This is a genomic window from Bacillus sp. HY001, from assembly GCF_007558965.1.
GTDB lineage: Bacteria > Bacillota > Bacilli > Bacillales > Bacillaceae_G > Bacillus_A > Bacillus_A mobilis.
On record NZ_VLTE01000002.1, the window covers coordinates 91,768 to 108,238 of the forward strand.

At 34.2% G+C, this 16,471-nt stretch carries 16 protein-coding genes; 5 read left to right on the forward strand and 11 right to left on the reverse strand.

The features are described from left to right. Nucleotides 1-100: 100 nt before the first annotated feature. Entirely contained in the window at nucleotides 101-727 is a 627-nt protein-coding gene (sodA, locus tag FOT98_RS00945; protein ID WP_063262403.1) for a superoxide dismutase [Mn], read from the forward strand. 88 nt (nucleotides 728-815) lie between these two features. Here sodA and FOT98_RS00950 read toward each other — a convergent pair whose 3' ends face one another. Next, nucleotides 816-1,697: an NAD-dependent epimerase/dehydratase family protein gene (locus tag FOT98_RS00950; RefSeq protein ID WP_080467752.1), complete on the reverse strand. Its 882-nt coding sequence runs from the start codon at nucleotides 1,695-1,697 to the stop codon at nucleotides 816-818. A 105-nt stretch (nucleotides 1,698-1,802) separates the two neighbouring features. After that, complete coding sequence (locus FOT98_RS00955) at nucleotides 1,803-2,393, reverse strand: AmiS/UreI family transporter (RefSeq protein ID WP_063262405.1); 591 nt, start codon at nucleotides 2,391-2,393, stop codon at nucleotides 1,803-1,805. Nucleotides 2,394-2,818: 425 nt separating this feature from the next. On the opposite strand from FOT98_RS00955, the gene FOT98_RS00960 reads away from it, so the two are divergent. Continuing rightward, on the forward strand, nucleotides 2,819-3,220 hold the full coding sequence (locus FOT98_RS00960; protein ID WP_063262406.1) for a hypothetical protein: 402 nt from the start codon (nucleotides 2,819-2,821) through the stop codon (nucleotides 3,218-3,220). 123 nt (nucleotides 3,221-3,343) lie between these two features. Here the strand turns inward: FOT98_RS00960 and galE are convergent, their stop codons facing one another. Beyond that, entirely contained in the window at nucleotides 3,344-4,360 is a 1,017-nt protein-coding gene (galE, locus tag FOT98_RS00965) for a UDP-glucose 4-epimerase GalE (RefSeq protein ID WP_063262407.1), read from the reverse strand. A gap of 221 nt (nucleotides 4,361-4,581) precedes the next feature. After that, nucleotides 4,582-5,229 (reverse strand): PAQR family membrane homeostasis protein TrhA, encoded by a 648-nt coding sequence (gene trhA / locus FOT98_RS00970; protein ID WP_063262408.1) that lies wholly within the window; start codon nucleotides 5,227-5,229, stop codon nucleotides 4,582-4,584. Between the two features lie 164 nt (nucleotides 5,230-5,393). Here trhA and FOT98_RS00975 point away from each other — a divergent pair, with 164 nt between their 5' ends. Further along, the gene (locus FOT98_RS00975; protein ID WP_061680111.1) at nucleotides 5,394-5,954 is read left to right on the forward strand and encodes a DUF1836 domain-containing protein; all 561 of its coding nucleotides are present in this window, start codon (nucleotides 5,394-5,396) and stop codon (nucleotides 5,952-5,954) included. Between the two features lie 176 nt (nucleotides 5,955-6,130). Here FOT98_RS00975 and FOT98_RS00980 read toward each other — a convergent pair whose 3' ends face one another. From FOT98_RS00980 to FOT98_RS00990, 3 genes are all read right to left on the reverse strand, one after another. Further along, nucleotides 6,131-7,369, reverse strand: coding sequence for a hypothetical protein (locus tag FOT98_RS00980; RefSeq protein WP_063262409.1), 1,239 nt, complete (start codon nucleotides 7,367-7,369; stop codon nucleotides 6,131-6,133). A 244-nt stretch (nucleotides 7,370-7,613) separates the two neighbouring features. Continuing rightward, the gene (gene dbpA / locus FOT98_RS00985; protein ID WP_063262410.1) at nucleotides 7,614-9,059 is read right to left on the reverse strand and encodes an ATP-dependent RNA helicase DbpA; all 1,446 of its coding nucleotides are present in this window, start codon (nucleotides 9,057-9,059) and stop codon (nucleotides 7,614-7,616) included. Nucleotides 9,060-9,247: 188 nt separating this feature from the next. Further along, nucleotides 9,248-10,279 (reverse strand): acyltransferase, encoded by a 1,032-nt coding sequence (locus FOT98_RS00990; RefSeq protein ID WP_063262411.1) that lies wholly within the window; start codon nucleotides 10,277-10,279, stop codon nucleotides 9,248-9,250. Nucleotides 10,280-10,520: 241 nt separating this feature from the next. On the opposite strand from FOT98_RS00990, the gene guaC reads away from it, so the two are divergent. Together guaC and pepF are read left to right on the forward strand one after the other, a co-directional pair. Further along, nucleotides 10,521-11,504, forward strand: a complete 984-nt coding sequence (gene guaC, locus FOT98_RS00995) for a GMP reductase (RefSeq protein ID WP_000432444.1) — start codon at nucleotides 10,521-10,523, stop codon at nucleotides 11,502-11,504. A 137-nt stretch (nucleotides 11,505-11,641) separates the two neighbouring features. Further along, entirely contained in the window at nucleotides 11,642-13,459 is a 1,818-nt protein-coding gene (gene pepF, locus FOT98_RS01000) for an oligoendopeptidase F (protein WP_063262412.1), read from the forward strand. Between the two features lie 37 nt (nucleotides 13,460-13,496). Here pepF and FOT98_RS01005 read toward each other — a convergent pair whose 3' ends face one another. From FOT98_RS01005 to FOT98_RS01020, 4 genes are all read right to left on the reverse strand, one after another. Continuing rightward, nucleotides 13,497-14,375 carry a radical SAM/SPASM domain-containing protein gene (locus FOT98_RS01005; RefSeq protein ID WP_000713629.1) on the reverse strand — a complete coding sequence of 293 codons (879 nt, stop codon included), beginning with the start codon at nucleotides 14,373-14,375 and terminating at the stop codon, nucleotides 13,497-13,499. A 142-nt stretch (nucleotides 14,376-14,517) separates the two neighbouring features. Continuing rightward, nucleotides 14,518-14,997 carry a 23S rRNA (pseudouridine(1915)-N(3))-methyltransferase RlmH gene (gene rlmH, locus FOT98_RS01010; RefSeq protein ID WP_001027003.1) on the reverse strand — a complete coding sequence of 160 codons (480 nt, stop codon included), beginning with the start codon at nucleotides 14,995-14,997 and terminating at the stop codon, nucleotides 14,518-14,520. Between the two features lie 59 nt (nucleotides 14,998-15,056). Next, on the reverse strand, nucleotides 15,057-15,242 hold the full coding sequence (locus FOT98_RS01015) for a CxxH/CxxC protein (RefSeq protein ID WP_001052827.1): 186 nt from the start codon (nucleotides 15,240-15,242) through the stop codon (nucleotides 15,057-15,059). 53 nt (nucleotides 15,243-15,295) lie between these two features. Beyond that, a complete protein-coding gene (locus FOT98_RS01020) occupies nucleotides 15,296-16,471 on the reverse strand; it encodes a S1C family serine protease (protein WP_063262413.1) in 1,176 nt (391 codons plus the stop codon).

A 16,471-nucleotide genomic window follows, 5' to 3' on the forward strand; every position in this document is an offset into this window, starting at 1 on the left:
AAAGACATTACTATTGACTTACATAAAAAATAGGTGTATTTTTGACTCAGGTAAAGTTTTTTTACCTAGACCAACTTTTAAAAAGAAAGGAGGTAATGTTATGTCTTCATTTCAATTGCCAAAGCTTTCATATGACTATGATGAACTAGAGCCATATATCGATAGCAATACGCTTTCCATTCATCATGGAAAGCACCATGCGACATACGTAAACAATTTAAATGCTACTTTAGAAAACTATACGGAATTACATAATAAGTCTTTAGAAGAGTTACTATGTAATTTAGACGTTTTACCAAAGGAAATTGTTACAGCTGTAAGAAATAACGGTGGTGGTCACTATTGTCATAGTCTTTTTTGGGAAGTAATGAGCCCACGAGGTGGCGGTGAGCCTAATGGAGACGTTGCAAAAGTCATTGATTATTATTTCAATACCTTTGACAACTTAAAAGATCAACTTTCCAAAGCAGCTATTAGTCGTTTTGGAAGTGGCTATGGATGGCTTGTCCTGGATGGTGAAGAACTTTCCGTTATGAGTACACCAAATCAAGATACACCTTTGCAAGAAGGTAAGATTCCATTACTCGTCATCGATGTATGGGAACACGCCTATTATTTAAAGTATCAAAATCGGCGCCCAGAATTTGTTACCAATTGGTGGCATACAGTGAACTGGGACCAGGTAAATGAAAAGTATTTACAAGCAATTCAATCACAAAAACATTAGTCGTGCGTATAAGGTAAGTTTGGTAATGTAAAATTAGTATTGTCGAAATCCTCCAGAATCCCCCGGATTGCCACCGGGGGATTTATGATTATTTCATTGCATGTATGTAATAACGTAATACTTGTTCTATGTCTATTTTCAACTCTCGGAACGGGAATCCTAATTTACTAGCTTTTCCATTATGTAATGTACAATTAATCACTTCATTATAAGGTGCTACATTATCTCCTTCTTCTTGAACGAGTGCTTTTATTCCCGTATTTTCTTCTATGAAATGAATAACTTCGCCAGTAGAAACTACCCCGTTGCTACAAGCATTAATTGGCCCTTCTATATCCTTCATCCCGCACCAAGCTAAAAATTCTCCTGCTTCTTTCTCATGTATAAATGACAACTCTCCATCTAAATGCTTCACCGCGACAGGCTCTTGCTTCACAATATGCTCAACGTAAAATTGTAACCTTTTCGTATAATCGTTTTCTCCAATAACAACTGGAAAACGTACTGCAACAACTGGAAATGTTGCTTGTTCGAATACAGCAGCTTCAGCTAATCGCTTGCCTTCACCATAATTAAAATCCTTCCTATCCCCATACGTAATAGCATACTCATACGGATTAAAGTTCTCTTCTAACAAGCTTATTGCTGGCTCGTAAACAGCCATTGAAGATGTCATAACGTATTTCTTCGTTTTTCCTCTTAACACTTCACATACCATCTTCGCTGCATTTGAGCTATAGCATAAATTATCGTATACGATATCATAACTTTTATCTTCTAGACGCTCTGCTAATTGCTTTTCATCTTCTCTATCTACAATAAGTCTTTTTACTGTACTTCCAAAAGGGTCTTCTGTAATCCCTCTCGTCGCAATCGTCACATCATGTCCATCTTGCAAAAGTGCTTCTACCAAATGTTTACCAAAAAATCTTGTTCCCCCTAGTACCAATACTTTTTTCAACTTCATCATCCCCATTTTGATAAAATGTAAAATACTACCTCCCTATTATAAATGCTCATATATAAAAAGCACGTAATTCGTTTAACGATTCCATGCTTTTCTACAGAAAATATATTAACGTACTCGGTATTTATAAATACAATAACAGAAGTATAAAATAGAAATTACGGATACATAAACCCATAGATCATATACAAATCCCTCGCCCCATACTCCCATAAAATAAAAGAGTGAAGGCAACGTCAATGTTACCCATGACTGTACGAAGGCAATTCTTCCAAGATATTGATTGATATTCTTTTTTTGTGTATTTAATACAAAGAATAAATACCAAAGTAATGCCCACATAAACCACGTTAATGCATTCACAACATCGTGGAATTGAACAAATGAAACAACCATATAGAATAAAGCAATAATTGCTACCCACATACAAAACCAGCCTAGACCGCTACTATCCATTCCTTTTATAAAGGTAACACCTACATATAAATAGGTTAATCCAAATAAGAAAGTAGCTGCATATGAATACACTGTCCAATTGCTTTGGTCAGAAATCATGATCAAATAGAACGGAATAATAATTTGTAGTGCACCTACAAATAAATTAAAAACACCCGCACTTTTCATCTCTGCTTTTCCTAATATAACAAGACTATTTAAAAATAAAGCTGCACCCGAAAGTAATAATCCTACATATCCCATATATATTCGTGTGAAAATCTTTCCCTTTCACACCTTTAACCTCCCCGCACTATAAAGTGATACCTATATTATTTTTCTTCCTATTTAAAACTACACACATAATTTTACATCCGAATAAGTCAGACTTCCTACCTTAAAAAACAATAAAAAAATCCCTTCAATACATACCATACAGTAATCATGTCAATCAAAATGCATCGCGTTATAAAAACGCTTTCAATAATGCGTGACTCAATTAAAAGCTAATAGGATTATTTGATTATAAACGTACTTTAACAATGATACAAGTACTAGAATACTCTTCCATATTACATTTTTTATTTCTATAAAAAATTGATAGAATGATGCATCCTCCCTATCTCCTTCTATTAATAGTTCGCATAGAATATCGTACAACCATATTAATTTAGAAAGGTTTGATATTTATGTCCCCTCATTGTTCAAAGCCATCCGTTCTTCATTCCACAGGTGTATTAACAAGAGAACCTGCAACGGTCTCAGCAGTAATAAACATTGTAAATTTAGATGCATATGGCACACAATATGTAAATATAGAAGTGTGGGATTGGTCTAACTATTCTAATCCGGTAAAATTACCTGTATTAATTGGTGAAGATATACCAGTAGAATTCCCATATCTTTTAAAAGGCAACAACCTAGCAGTATTTTATGCTGATATAGGTGAATCTAGTGATTTGTATGAAATTTGTATTTCTTACCCTACCCAATCCAATATTATTGCAAATTGTTTTGGACGAAGCTTGCCACCTTATACAAGCCAAGAAGGTAATACTGTGTATCATAAACAACTTGTCCGCATTTATTAAGGGGTTTTCTTTTATGGAAGCAGTTGCTATTTAAACGCCATGGTCAGTAATATGTTCTCTTTACTAAAGTGAACATATTACTGATTTCAAACAATATAATAGGGGAATACCTTGCTAACTATCCTAAATCATTTGATAGCCGTTTTTATTATTTACCTGCCATCTCCAAGAATCTACACACATCTCTTCTAACCCATATTCCGCTTCCCATCCTAATTCCCGTTTCGCTTTAGATACATCAGCAAAACATATTGCTACATCACCAGGACGACGCCCTATTACTTTATAAGGTATTTTCTTACCTGAAACCTTCTCAAAAGCCTTTACCATCTCCAATACACTATATCCTTTACCTGTGCCAAGATTGTATGCCTCGATTCCTTTCGTCTCAAGTACTTTCTCAAGTGCCTTTACATGTCCTTTTGCAAGATCAACAACGTGAATATAATCACGGACACCTGTCCCGTCTTTCGTTGGATAATCATTTCCGAATATATTTAGCTCTTTTAACTTACCTACCGCCACCTGCGTTACATATGGCATTAAATTATTCGGAACTCCATTTGGGTCTTCTCCAATACGACCACTTTTATGTGCTCCAAATGGATTAAAATAACGAAGTAACGCAATACTCCATTCATCATCAGCTTTTGCTACATCACGCATAATTTGCTCAATCATTAATTTTGTTTGTCCATATGGATTTGTCACACTCAGCGGAAATTCTTCTGTAATTGGTGATGTTTTTGGAATTCCATATACAGTTGCAGATGAACTAAAAATAAATTTTTTAACATTATGTTTCTGCATCACATCACATAGTATGATCGTACTTATTATATTATTATAATAATATGTAAGAGGAATTGTAGTTGATTCCCCCACCGCTTTAAATCCAGCAAAATGTATAACCGCTTCAATGTTATTTCTCAAAAAAATCTCATTCATTTTTTCACGATTTAAAACACTTTCTTTATAAAATTCGAATTGTTTTCCTGTTATCTCTTTTACTCGGTTTAAAGACTCGATTGAACTATTTGAAAGATTATCTACGACTATAATTTTATAATTACTATTTAATAATTCTATACACGTATGACTACCAATATATCCTGCTCCACCCGTTATAAGTATCGCCATATATATAGTCCCCCACTAATTATTAATTATAAAATTTTATAACCTCAATACATATCTATCCTATCACAAAATAGACTGATAATTTAAAAAATATTTTTAATTATTATTCATAAAAAAGAGTTGCATAACCTTTACATTATGCAACTCTTTAACATACATATGTGTCTATATCTTTATTTATTAATCAAGAAAAATAAAAATTACTCAGAAATTTCATCTTGTTAAATTACGTAATAATATACACTTAAAAAGTGGGCAAGGCTTCCCAATAACACGAACACGTGAAAAATTTCATGATGCCCCATATGTTTAAACTCTAACCATTTTGGCTTTGTTCCATAAATAAATCCACCAATCGTATAAAAAATGCCCCCAAGCACTAGAAGCACGATACCTCCTGCACTTAAGTTAGCAGCTAACGGTGCAAAGAACAGAACAATTAACCAGCCCATTGTAATATAAATTGCTGTTGATAACCATCTCGGACAACTAAACCAAAACATTTTAAAAACAATACCACAAACGGCTGTTGCATACACTAAACAAAATAATAATAAACCGTTTGCGGAATGTAATGTAATTAAACAAAATGGTGCATATGTACCTGCAATCAATATAAAAATCATAGAATGATCAAGCTTCCGAAAGAAATAAATAACACGCTCACTGGCTACAACACTATGATATACAGCTGATGCTGTATACAGAACCATCATTCCGATGCCAAACAAAATAACAGCTGTAATTGCCGCAAAAGATGGCGTCTTAATAGAAACTTTTACAAGCATAGCTAATAATGCAACAAATGATAATACAGCTCCTCCTAAATGGGTAAAAGCATTAACCGGTTCTCTTATATATGCATTCATATAAACACCCCTCATATAATTACATGTAGTTTTGATAACTACATGTAATTATATACACATTAACCTTATAGGTCAACATTTACAATTCATTTGTTTCGTAATACCATATTTAAAGATAAACTAAACATTATGCTCCACTAAGTTATAAAAGCGAGGGGTTCTACGTGGAAAATATAAACAAATTACTTGAAGCATTACATTTAGAAAAAAATATTACGCTTGAGGATATTCCAAATGTCGACTTGTATGTAGACCAGGTTGTCCAACTATTTGAAAATACTTATGCGGATACAACAAGAACCGATGATGAAAAAGTATTAACAAAAACAATGATTAACAATTACGCAAAAGGTAAACTATTTATTCCAATCAAAAATAAAAAATACTCAAAAGATCATATGATTTTAATTAGCTTAATTTATCAATTAAAAGGGGCCCTTTCCATTAATGACATAAAAAGCTCCTTAAAAAATATAAATGAATCCTTATTAAGCGAGGATTCATTCGAATTAAATACGCTATATAAAGATTACCTTTCTCTTACCGAAAACAACGTCGAAAGCTTTACACAAGACGTAAATAACCGTGTTTCAGAAGTAAGTGAAATTTCTTCTTTAGAAGATCCGAACCTAGAGAAGTTTTTATTACTAACATCATTTGTGTCGATGAGTAATATGTATAGGCGCTTAGCTGAGAAGTTGATTGATGATTTAGAAGAAGCCTAATAATTATAAAGTGAAACTTTAATCAGTGGGGGGTCTTACTGCCCATTAAAGCGGGATAAAAATGAACTTCCACTATCCGATATGATTGTATTATTTTCTATTTAGATTTTACTCTTTCAAAAAAAAAGTACATTTTGCATACTGGCAAAATGTACTTTTTTCTAACATTATAATTTTTATTGTTTCTTTATTAGCAATTCAAAGCGATCACAATACTCTTTTACTAATAATTTACACATAGCATAAAAAATAAAAACATTAATAGTAACGATAAACATTCCCATATTCGTATTAAAGCCCGCATACAAGACCATTACTATATTTAAAAAGATTGTTAACGTTAATCCTAAAGCTATTCCTGTCCATTTCATTTCATATAGCAGTAAAAAGAGTACAAATACTAACGCTGGGAAAGCATATCTCTCATGTATTTGCGTAGGTAACATAAAGAACGCAAAACTTATAAAAGTCGCGGCTTTCAGTAGAACTGCCGTATTCATATGACGATGGAAAAAGACATATAAGCAAGTTAATGCCGCTGCAATAGACAAGAGTATTAACCCAACTGTTTTCAATGTAATATGTGGTACAACTTGAATCGTATCCACCATATTAGGATCCGTACCAATCGCATAATACCAAATATTCATAGCAAATACAGTTACCGTTGGGAAAGTACCCACCGCATTTAAATATGCTTGTGTTAACATAGTAATAAATGTTCCATGGGCTGCGAAATAAAGACCGAATAGTAATAACGGGATACAGAACCCTATTATAAATTTAATTAATTGCTTACCTTCCCTTTTTTCAAAAATGACTTTTAGGAAATACATAGCAAATACAGGCGCAATTACAATTGATTGAAATTTAGCTAGTAACGCTATAGCGTAAATAGCACCAGACCAAGTTGGCTTAGACATTAGTAATAAAATAGAACTAACCATCAATATACTATGTAGCATATCTACTTGACCCCAAATAGTCCCATCCACTATAATCGCTGGGCTAAATGCAAAAAATGTTACTAATGCTGCTCTCACAATCGAATTGTCTATCCTTTTAGAAACTATAGCAAAAATGATTATGGCTACTACTTCAAATGCAATGGATGGGACTCGAATTAAAACACCCGCGGCTTCCACATATGTATTAAAAAACGACAATACCCCTCCATAAATACCTAAAAGAGCTAAGAAAAATGGCGGATAGTTTACTAAATCTCCATGTGCATACACATCACCTAGTCCATATTTACCTACTGTATTCATCCAATCCACAAAAAATAGTTGATCTCGTTCATATCCTTCTAAATAAAATGCTAAATATAAACGGAATAACAGAGATGCAACAACTACTACAACCAAATAGAAATGAAGCCATTTTAAACTCCACCTATCTTGAGTAAAATTCATTAAACAAAACACCGTCCTTACTTTTTATAGCTTAAAACAATTGAATTAAAAATCGAATTGCTTATATAAAAACATCTCCCTAAACGAATTAACAAATTCCCATTCAATGGTATAAAAAATCAAATGAATATACTAACATACAAAAAAACCATCGTCAATCACGTATTAGTTGAGGTCCATTCAAATTATCCGCTCTATAAATAAGCCTCAAAAAAATATCCACCTTTAAAGTGGATATTTTCATTTATTTAATTGCCTCATGAACTTTTAATTGTTTACCTTTTATCGTTGTATTTCTCATAACCTTTAAAACAAGCGGTCCTTTTCCGTTTAATATTTCAACATATGAAACATTATCTTGTATGGTAATAATACCTATATCATTAGCAGAAACACCTTGAATTTTAGCAATTGTCCCAACGAAATCTACGGCTCTAATTTTCTTTTTCTTTCCACCATTAAAGTACAATTTCATAATTCCTTTGTTTAGATCTGCATTTTTATCTTTCTTTATAATTGGTTTAGCATATATCTTTTCTTCAAATACTGCTTTCCCTTTCATAACTTCTTCTTTTGAAGGTCCCAGTTTCTTTGGAATTTCAAATCCGATATATTCCTCAATCTCTTCTAAAAATCTATTTTCATAAGGCGTTATAAATGTAATAGCTTTTCCACTATTACCAGCTCGTCCCGTTCTTCCCGTACGGTGTACATAGCTTTCTTTTTCTAATGGAATATCGTAATTAATAACATGTGTAATATTATCAATATCAATTCCTCTTGCAGCTACATCAGTTGCTACTAAATAACGGAACTTTCCTTTTCTAAAATCATCCATAACTTCAAAACGATCTTCTTGTACCATACCACCGTGTATTTTGTCACAAGGATAATTAACTCGTTTTAGCTGTCTATATACATGATCTACGTTTTCTTGTGTACGACAAAAAATGATACAACTGTCTGGATTTTCAATCATAGTTACATCCTTAAGAAGTGAAAGCTTCTCTTCTTCCCTTACTTCAAAAAGGGTATGTTCAATTTTTTCTGTTGTAATCCCAGCTGCTTTAATTTCAATATGAGTTGGCGCATTCATATATGTACGGGATAACTTTTCAACATCTTCCGGTAAGGTTGCTGAAAATAGCATTGTCATTCTTTTTGTAGGTAATTCATCAATAATTGCCTCTACTTGATCGATAAAGCCCATATTTAGCATTTCATCTGCTTCATCAATCACTAAATACTTCAATCGCTCTAAAGACAGAGTCCCTTTTTCAATATGATCCAACACACGTCCTGGAGTCCCTACTACAATATGCGTCTTTTGCTTTAACTCTAATTTTTGACGCGCAAATGGAGATTTACCATAAATTGCAGCAGCTTTAATTCTTTTGAATCGCCCTATATTCGTAATATCTTCTTTCACTTGAACAGCAAGTTCCCTCGTTGGTGTTAAAACTAATGCTTGTGGTTTATTCTCTTCCCACTCTACCATTTCACAAAGTGGTATCCCGAACGAAGCCGTTTTTCCACTTCCCGTTTGCGACTTTACAACAAGATCCTTCTTTTGCAATGCAACTGGAATAACTTCTCCTTGTACTTCTGTTGGATGCTCATATCCTAAACCAGTAAGTGCTCGTCTTACTTCTTTACTTAATGCATAATTGCTAAAGCTTTTTTTACTCATATATTAACCTCATTTGATTTTATATTTAACTTATTCTGTTCTTCATGCCTCACTTTAGACTATAGTAAGATACTATATTAATCCACTGTTTTTAATTCGTTTATATCTAAATTTATTTAAAGATAATTTTAAAATAGTAAAGGGCAGCCTTAATTATAAGTCTGCCCTATCTATACCATATTCATTTTTTACGGAACCAATTTTTTCACAACTGGTATTCTTTGCAATACTAAAGTGATTATCAGACTAAGAACAATTGTAATCGTTACATTAATAGGTATTGCCAATATTGCATGTACACGTTCATTTACTTTAGGGAAAACCATGTACAACAAGTTATTTAATAAGAAGAAGTGAAGAATATAGATTCCAAGGCTTGCTTGATTTATAAAACGGAATAACAATGGCAATTCTCTTTCTGATTTTTGGAAAGCGTATTTGAAAAATACAAATAATCCAATCGCCATCAGCACAACGCCTGGCGCAAAATATCCGTACCAAAACTGCTCTAACTGTCCATTTGCTTTTACCGTATAGTAATAAGTAATAAAGAATGTACTAATAAATCCTACAAGTCCTCCAATGTAAGAAATACTTCTCCACTTTTTTGAAATATTAAAATTAGATAAATAGTAGCCCAGTAGGAAATACCCTACATAATTTGTAACGTAAAATAATTCAATATTAAAATTGATAGGATAATAATATTTAACTAAATTGACTATAACAGACGCATATAACCATAAAATTAAAAAGTATTCTATCTCTCTTTTTTTAGCGTTCTTCACAAAAATTTTCAGTAGAGGTGTAATTAAATATATCCCTACAATCATGTATAAGAACCATAAATGTCCCCCTATAGTATCCGTTAAAAAGTGCTTTATCCCTTGCTTTAAAGATGCCGGGAAATATCCTGCATATGCTCCATATGCATAAAATATAGCACTCCAAGCTACAAAAGGTATAATCACTTTACTTGCACGCTTCTGTAAAAATTCCCCGACTGAAATATCTTTTGTCCCCTTTAACAATAAGGCTCCACTAATCATTACGAAAATTGGAACACTCGCACGTGAAATCGATTCAAATAGATTACCAGCCATCCAGCGTGAAACATTATTTGCATCTAAAACCGCAACATAACCAGCAGAAACGTGAATTGTAACAACCGCGATTGTCGCTAATACTCGCAACCAGTCCACATACATTAATCGCTTCATTAAAATCTCTCCCAAATTTATATATTTAATTTTTTTCTTTGCCACACATAATTTTATATCAGAAAATTCCGTATTAAAACATTTTTCCGACAATAAAACCTATAATTTACTTAAATAAACTTAATTTTTAAATACAAACATGAAAACCTTTGACTTATGAGTGAAAATAATGTAAATTATCCTTTGGACGAACATTTTTTAAAAAACTAAATAAAATATTCGTATTTTAGGGGTGTAAATGATGGAAAACGTATTCGACTATGAAGATATTCAATTAATTCCTGCAAAATGTATTGTGAACAGCCGCTCTGAATGTGATACAACTGTCACTTTAGGTAAACATAAATTTAAATTACCTGTCGTACCTGCAAATATGCAAACGATTATTGATGAAAGAATCGCGACTTATTTAGCTGAAAACAATTACTTCTATATCATGCATCGTTTCCAACCAGAGAAACGTATCTCATTCATTAGGGATATGCAATCACGTGGATTAATCGCTTCTATCAGCGTTGGTGTAAAAGAGGACGAGTATGAATTCGTACAACAATTAGCTGCTGAGCAACTTACACCTGAATACATTACGATTGATATCGCACACGGACATTCTAATGCTGTAATCAACATGATCCAGCATATTAAAAAGCATTTACCAGAAAGCTTCGTTATCGCTGGAAATGTTGGAACTCCAGAAGCGGTAAGAGAATTAGAAAACGCTGGTGCTGACGCAACAAAAGTCGGTATTGGACCTGGTAAAGTTTGTATTACTAAAATTAAAACAGGCTTTGGAACTGGCGGTTGGCAACTAGCTGCACTTCGCTGGTGTGCAAAAGCTGCAAGTAAGCCAATTATCGCTGACGGTGGTATTCGTACACACGGCGACGTAGCTAAATCTATTCGATTTGGGGCGACTATGGTTATGATCGGTTCTCTATTCGCTGGTCATGAAGAGTCTCCAGGGGAAACAATCGAAAAAGACGGCAAACTTTATAAAGAGTACTTCGGTTCAGCCTCTGAATTCCAAAAAGGCGAGAAGAAAAACGTTGAAGGTAAGAAAATGTTCGTTGAGCATAAAGGTTCTTTAGAAGACACTTTGATCGAAATGGAACAAGATCTTCAATCTTCTATCTCTTACGCTGGTGGAACAAAATTAGACTCAATTCGTACTGTAGATTATGTAGTAGTGAAAAACTCTATTTTCAACGGCGATAAAGTATATTAATTTTTAAATTTAACTCGAAGGACAAGCATTTTTATGCTTGTCCTTCTTTTATATATATAGAAATGCTAAATATTTTTATTTTACTGAATTTTCTAGTATCATGTTTTTAGATACTTATAATAAGGGGGATACAATAAATGAAAAATATAATTGAGAAACGCCATATTCGCGCGGAAGTCCCTACTGAACTAACATGGGACCTCTCTGATTTATACGAATCTGATAAAGAGTGGGAAACTGCATTACGTGTATTAACAGATGATATAAAAAAACTTGATGCGTTTAAAGGACAATTACACACTAGCTCCACTACCTTATTACATGGTCTACTTTTAGAAGAAGAGCTTTTAATGAAGTTAACAAAACTATACTCCTACGCAAATTTAAAAGAATCTACTGACCGTACAAATCCAGTTGTTCAAGCGAACTCTTCCAAAATTGCTGCTTTATGGACGAAAGTACATACTGCATTATCCTTTATCCATAATGAAATCCTCTCATTCGACGAAGGCACAATTGAGAAATATTTAGCTGAAGAAACAAAACTTGAACCTTTCCGTAAATCATTACTAGACATCCTACAAAAAAGGCCGCACACGCTCTCTCCTGAAACAGAAGAAGCTCTTGCTGCACTTGGCGAAGTACATAGTTCTCCATACAAAATTTACGGTATGACTAAATTAGCCGATATGGATTTTACCTCCATACAAGACGAACAAGGAAACGAACTCCCTGTATCATTTGCATTATTTGAAAGTAAATATGAGTTTTCTCCAAGCGTAGACATACGTAGAAAAGCGTACTCATCATTTGTTTCCACCTTGAAACGATATAAAAATACAGTGGCAACAACATATGCGACTGAAGTAAAAAAACAAGTAACACTCTCTCGTTTACGCAAATTTGAATCTGTTACTCATATGCTTTTGGAACCTCAAAAAGTTCCACTTAAAATGTATGACAATCAACTTGATATTATATACAAGGAATTAGCACCTCATATGCGCCGTTTGGCAGATTTAAAAAAGAAAGTACTAGGACTCGATCAAATGCTGTTCTGCGACTTACATGCACCTTTAGATCCCGAATTTAATCCAAGCATCACATACGAAGAAGCTGGAAAACTCATTCAAGACTCTTTACAAGTATTGGGCGATGAATATGGTTCCATTATCGAAAAAGGATTTAAAGAGAGATGGGTTGATCTTGCAGATAATGTAGGGAAATCAACAGGGGCATTTTGTTCAAGTCCATATGGTTCTCATCCATACATTTTAATTACATGGCAAAATACGATGCGTGGATGCTTCACATTAGCCCATGAATTTGGGCATGCTGGTCATTTTTATTTAGCAAATAAAAACCAGCGTATTATGAATGTACGTCCATCTATGTACTTTGTCGAAGCACCATCTACGATGAACGAATTACTATTAGCCCAGCATTTATTAGCGACGACTGACGATAAGAGAATGCGCAGATGGGTGATTCTGCAACTACTCGGCACATATTATCATAACTTTGTTACTCACTTACTTGAGGGAGAATATCAAAGAAGAGTATACACGCTAGCAGAAGAAGGAGGAGCACTTACAGCTACAACCTTAACTGAAATAAAAACAAATGTACTTTCGACATTCTGGGGAAATTCTGTAGAAATTGACGAAGGCGCTGGCTTAACTTGGATGCGTCAACCTCATTATTATATGGGCTTATATTCTTACACCTATTCTGCAGGCCTCACTGCATCTACTGCGGTAGCTCAAATGATTAAAGAGGAAGGACAACCCGCCGTTGATCGCTGGTTAGATGTACTTCGCGCTGGTGGTACGATGAAACCACTTGAATTAATGAAACATGCCGGAGTCGATATGTCAAAACCAGACGCAATCCGTAAAGCCGTTTCTTACATCGGCTCCTTAATTGATGAATTAGAACGCTCTTATCAAGAATAAAAAATAAGCCCTCGCTTGATGAGGGCTTGTGTCATATTTATTTCCCAAATCTTTTACGGTATCCACATTTCCTGCATAGCTCTTCGACTGCAACTCTTTTCGAAAATCCATCGACAATGTTTGTTGCTCTTTCACCTTCTATAATGTTAGAAAATGAGTCATTATTAATATTCCCAAGGTTAATAATCCCCTCACCATCTAAACAGCAAGGAATAACTGTCCCGTTTGCTAAAATACCAGCTTGATTTCGAAGACCATGACAGAATCCTTTTCCATCATCCTCTTCTTCATGTAATGCCGGCCACTGGAATTCATAGTCTTGATTAATAAAGACACGTTCCGCAATTTTTATACCTTTTCCTGGTGTAAGCTTCTCTTCGATTTGATAAGATAGACCAAACTCATTTTCAATAATGGATAATAAATCTCTATTTTTCTGGATTTCAGCATTCGTTTTATTATCCTGAGTTAAATTCCATAATCGTAGTGAAACAATTAAATCCGATTGACTTGTCGCCTCTCTAATAAAGGAAAGTATACTTCTTACATAACCCTCTTTATCTTGCGAACCTGGATGTCCATCAAAACTGTGTAATGAAAAATTCATTTGTCTTAACGCAGGTTTATTTAACAGTCTATGCCTTCTCTTATTAATTAACGTTCCGTTCGTTGTAATATTAACTTTAAACCCCTTTTCATGGCTTAAATCTAACAATTGATCTATTTTTGGATGGAGCAATGGCTCACCCTTCACGTGCAAATAAATGTAGTCTGTGTGAGGTTTAATTTGGTCTAATCTTTTCGCAAAATCCTCCACAGAAATGAACTGCTTCTGCCTTTCCGTCGGCGGACAAAAGCTGCACGCAAGATTACATACACTCGTAATCTCCAAGTAAAACTTTTTAAACTTCTTCACCTTTAATTCCTCACTTCTATGACTACTTATACTTTTTTCCTCTTCATATTACATCACACTTTTTTAGAAATAGAAACATACTTATTTTAGGAAATATATAAAACGGCCACATCTGTAGCCGTTTGAAGGTATTATTATACAACTATTTATGATACGGTTCACCACGATTAATACGAAACGCCCTATACACTTGCTCAAGCAATACTAATCGCATTAATTGGTGTGGTAATGTCATCTTTGAAAAAGAAAGAGATTCGTTTGAACGCTTCATTACTTCTGAACTTAGTCCAAGTGATCCACCAATCACGAATGCAACTTTACTCTTTCCATATGTAGCAAGACGATCTAAGCTTACTGCAAATTCTTCTGATGATTTTTGCTTTCCTTCTATCGCTAACGCAATGACGTGCGTATCGTCAGAAATTTTATCCAGTATACGTATACCTTCTTTTTCTTTTACAATTAACATTTCTGCTTCACTTAAATTTTCTGGTGCCTTTTCATCTGGCAATTCAATTACTTCTACTTTTGCGTATGCAGATAATCGTTTTAAGTATTCTGCTATACCTTGTTTTAAATATTTTTCTTTTAATTTCCCAATTGAAATAATCGAGATATTCACACGTATTCCCCACCTTACAAACATGTTATCCACATAACTTATCCACATATCCACAAATGTTACCCACATATTGTGTGAGAATCTGTGTTCGATACAACATATGTCGCCTCGTTTTGACAAAATTCACATGTTTTTTTCTCTTTTTCCGAGTTATCCACATTGTTAATAACGGGCGCAACTTCACACTCATCCACAATAATATCTAAAGCTAATTCCACATGTTCTAAACAACAAGGTAAATTCATATTCTTCACCTCACTTTTCTACAATAGAAAACAGGAGGTAGGCCCTCCTGTTTTTAATACTTTTGAACGCCTAGTTTAACCGTTGTTGTTGCTCGTTTTGTACCACGATAAAACGTAAGAGTCATTTTATCATTAATTTTTTTATCATATAAGGCCGTACGGAATCCGATAATATCGCGAACCGGTTTTCCATCTACTGCTACAATCACATCGTGTTCTCGTAAACCAGCATCTACACCTGGCGAAGGACTTTTCACATCTAAAATGCAAACTCCCTCTGTTACATTGCCCGGTAAATGCAATGTTTTTGACCAATGATAGTTTGGAATCTCATTTAACGATCTAAGTTCAATTCCAACATATGGTCTCCTTACTTTTCCGTACTTCTCTAATTCATTCATAATTGGAACAGCCCTAGTAACTGGAATAGCTAGTCCAATTCCTTCTACTTCTTTTGCTGCAATTTTCATTGAGTTAATGCCAATTAATTGACCTGCCGCATTTACAAGTGCACCACCACTATTACCTGGATTAATTGCTGCATCTGTTTGCAATACTTCTACTTGCCAATCGTAATGTCCATCTTGATCCAAGTCTACAGGAACAATACGTTCCTTAGCCGAAATAATGCCTTGTGTAACGGTTCCAGAAAATTGTAGCCCGAGTGGGTTTCCAATCGCAATGACTGGTTCCCCTCTACGAACAGTATTAGAATCGCCAATCTCAATTACTTTTTTCACATGCTTTGCATCTATTTCTAGTACAGCCAAATCTGTGACTACATCCGTTCCTAATACTTTTCCCGGAACCTTCTTACCATCACTTAAACTTACTTCAATGCGATTTGCTCCAGCAACAACATGATTATTCGTTACAATATAAGCTTGGCCATCTGCTTTTTTATAAATTACACCTGATCCTGTACCAGCTTCTGAATCTGCCTCTGAAAAATTATCTCGTTGAATATTAATAACGCCAACAACAGCTTCAGACGCACGATCAACAGCATCAACAAAACTAATCTGTTTAATTCCTTGAGCTTCGGCCATATTACTTCCACTTGCTTCAGCTTGCGGAAGCGCGCCCGCATCATTCGCAAATAAAGGAGCTCCAAATGCAAATAACGAAGCTCCTACAATTGTTCCTGCTATGCTAGAAATAACAATACCTTTATGCTTCTTTTTTCTTGCACGTTTCATACGATAATTTTCTTCATCAATAAAGGACAT

Bases quoted from the DNA above. Each gene is read 5' to 3' on its own strand.
- sodA (WP_063262403.1), top strand. From the start codon at position 101: ATGTCTTCATTTCAATTGCCAAAGCTTTCATATGACTATGATGAACTA.
- FOT98_RS00950 (WP_080467752.1), bottom strand. From the start codon at position 1,697: ATGATGAAGTTGAAAAAAGTATTGGTACTAGGGGGAACAAGATTTTTT.
- FOT98_RS00955 (WP_063262405.1), bottom strand. From the start codon at position 2,393: ATGGGATATGTAGGATTATTACTTTCGGGTGCAGCTTTATTTTTAAAT.
- FOT98_RS00960 (WP_063262406.1), top strand. From the start codon at position 2,819: ATGTCCCCTCATTGTTCAAAGCCATCCGTTCTTCATTCCACAGGTGTA.
- galE (WP_063262407.1), bottom strand. From the start codon at position 4,360: ATGGCGATACTTATAACGGGTGGAGCAGGATATATTGGTAGTCATACG.
- trhA (WP_063262408.1), bottom strand. From the start codon at position 5,229: ATGAATGCATATATAAGAGAACCGGTTAATGCTTTTACCCATTTAGGA.
- FOT98_RS00980 (WP_063262409.1), bottom strand. From the start codon at position 7,369: ATGAATTTTACTCAAGATAGGTGGAGTTTAAAATGGCTTCATTTCTAT.
- dbpA (WP_063262410.1), bottom strand. From the start codon at position 9,059: ATGAGTAAAAAAAGCTTTAGCAATTATGCATTAAGTAAAGAAGTAAGA.
- FOT98_RS00990 (WP_063262411.1), bottom strand. From the start codon at position 10,279: ATGAAGCGATTAATGTATGTGGACTGGTTGCGAGTATTAGCGACAATC.
- guaC (WP_000432444.1), top strand. From the start codon at position 10,521: ATGGAAAACGTATTCGACTATGAAGATATTCAATTAATTCCTGCAAAA.
- pepF (WP_063262412.1), top strand. From the start codon at position 11,642: ATGAAAAATATAATTGAGAAACGCCATATTCGCGCGGAAGTCCCTACT.
- FOT98_RS01015 (WP_001052827.1), bottom strand. From the start codon at position 15,242: ATGAATTTACCTTGTTGTTTAGAACATGTGGAATTAGCTTTAGATATT.
- FOT98_RS01020 (WP_063262413.1), bottom strand. From the start codon at position 16,471: ATGTCCTTTATTGATGAAGAAAATTATCGTATGAAACGTGCAAGAAAA.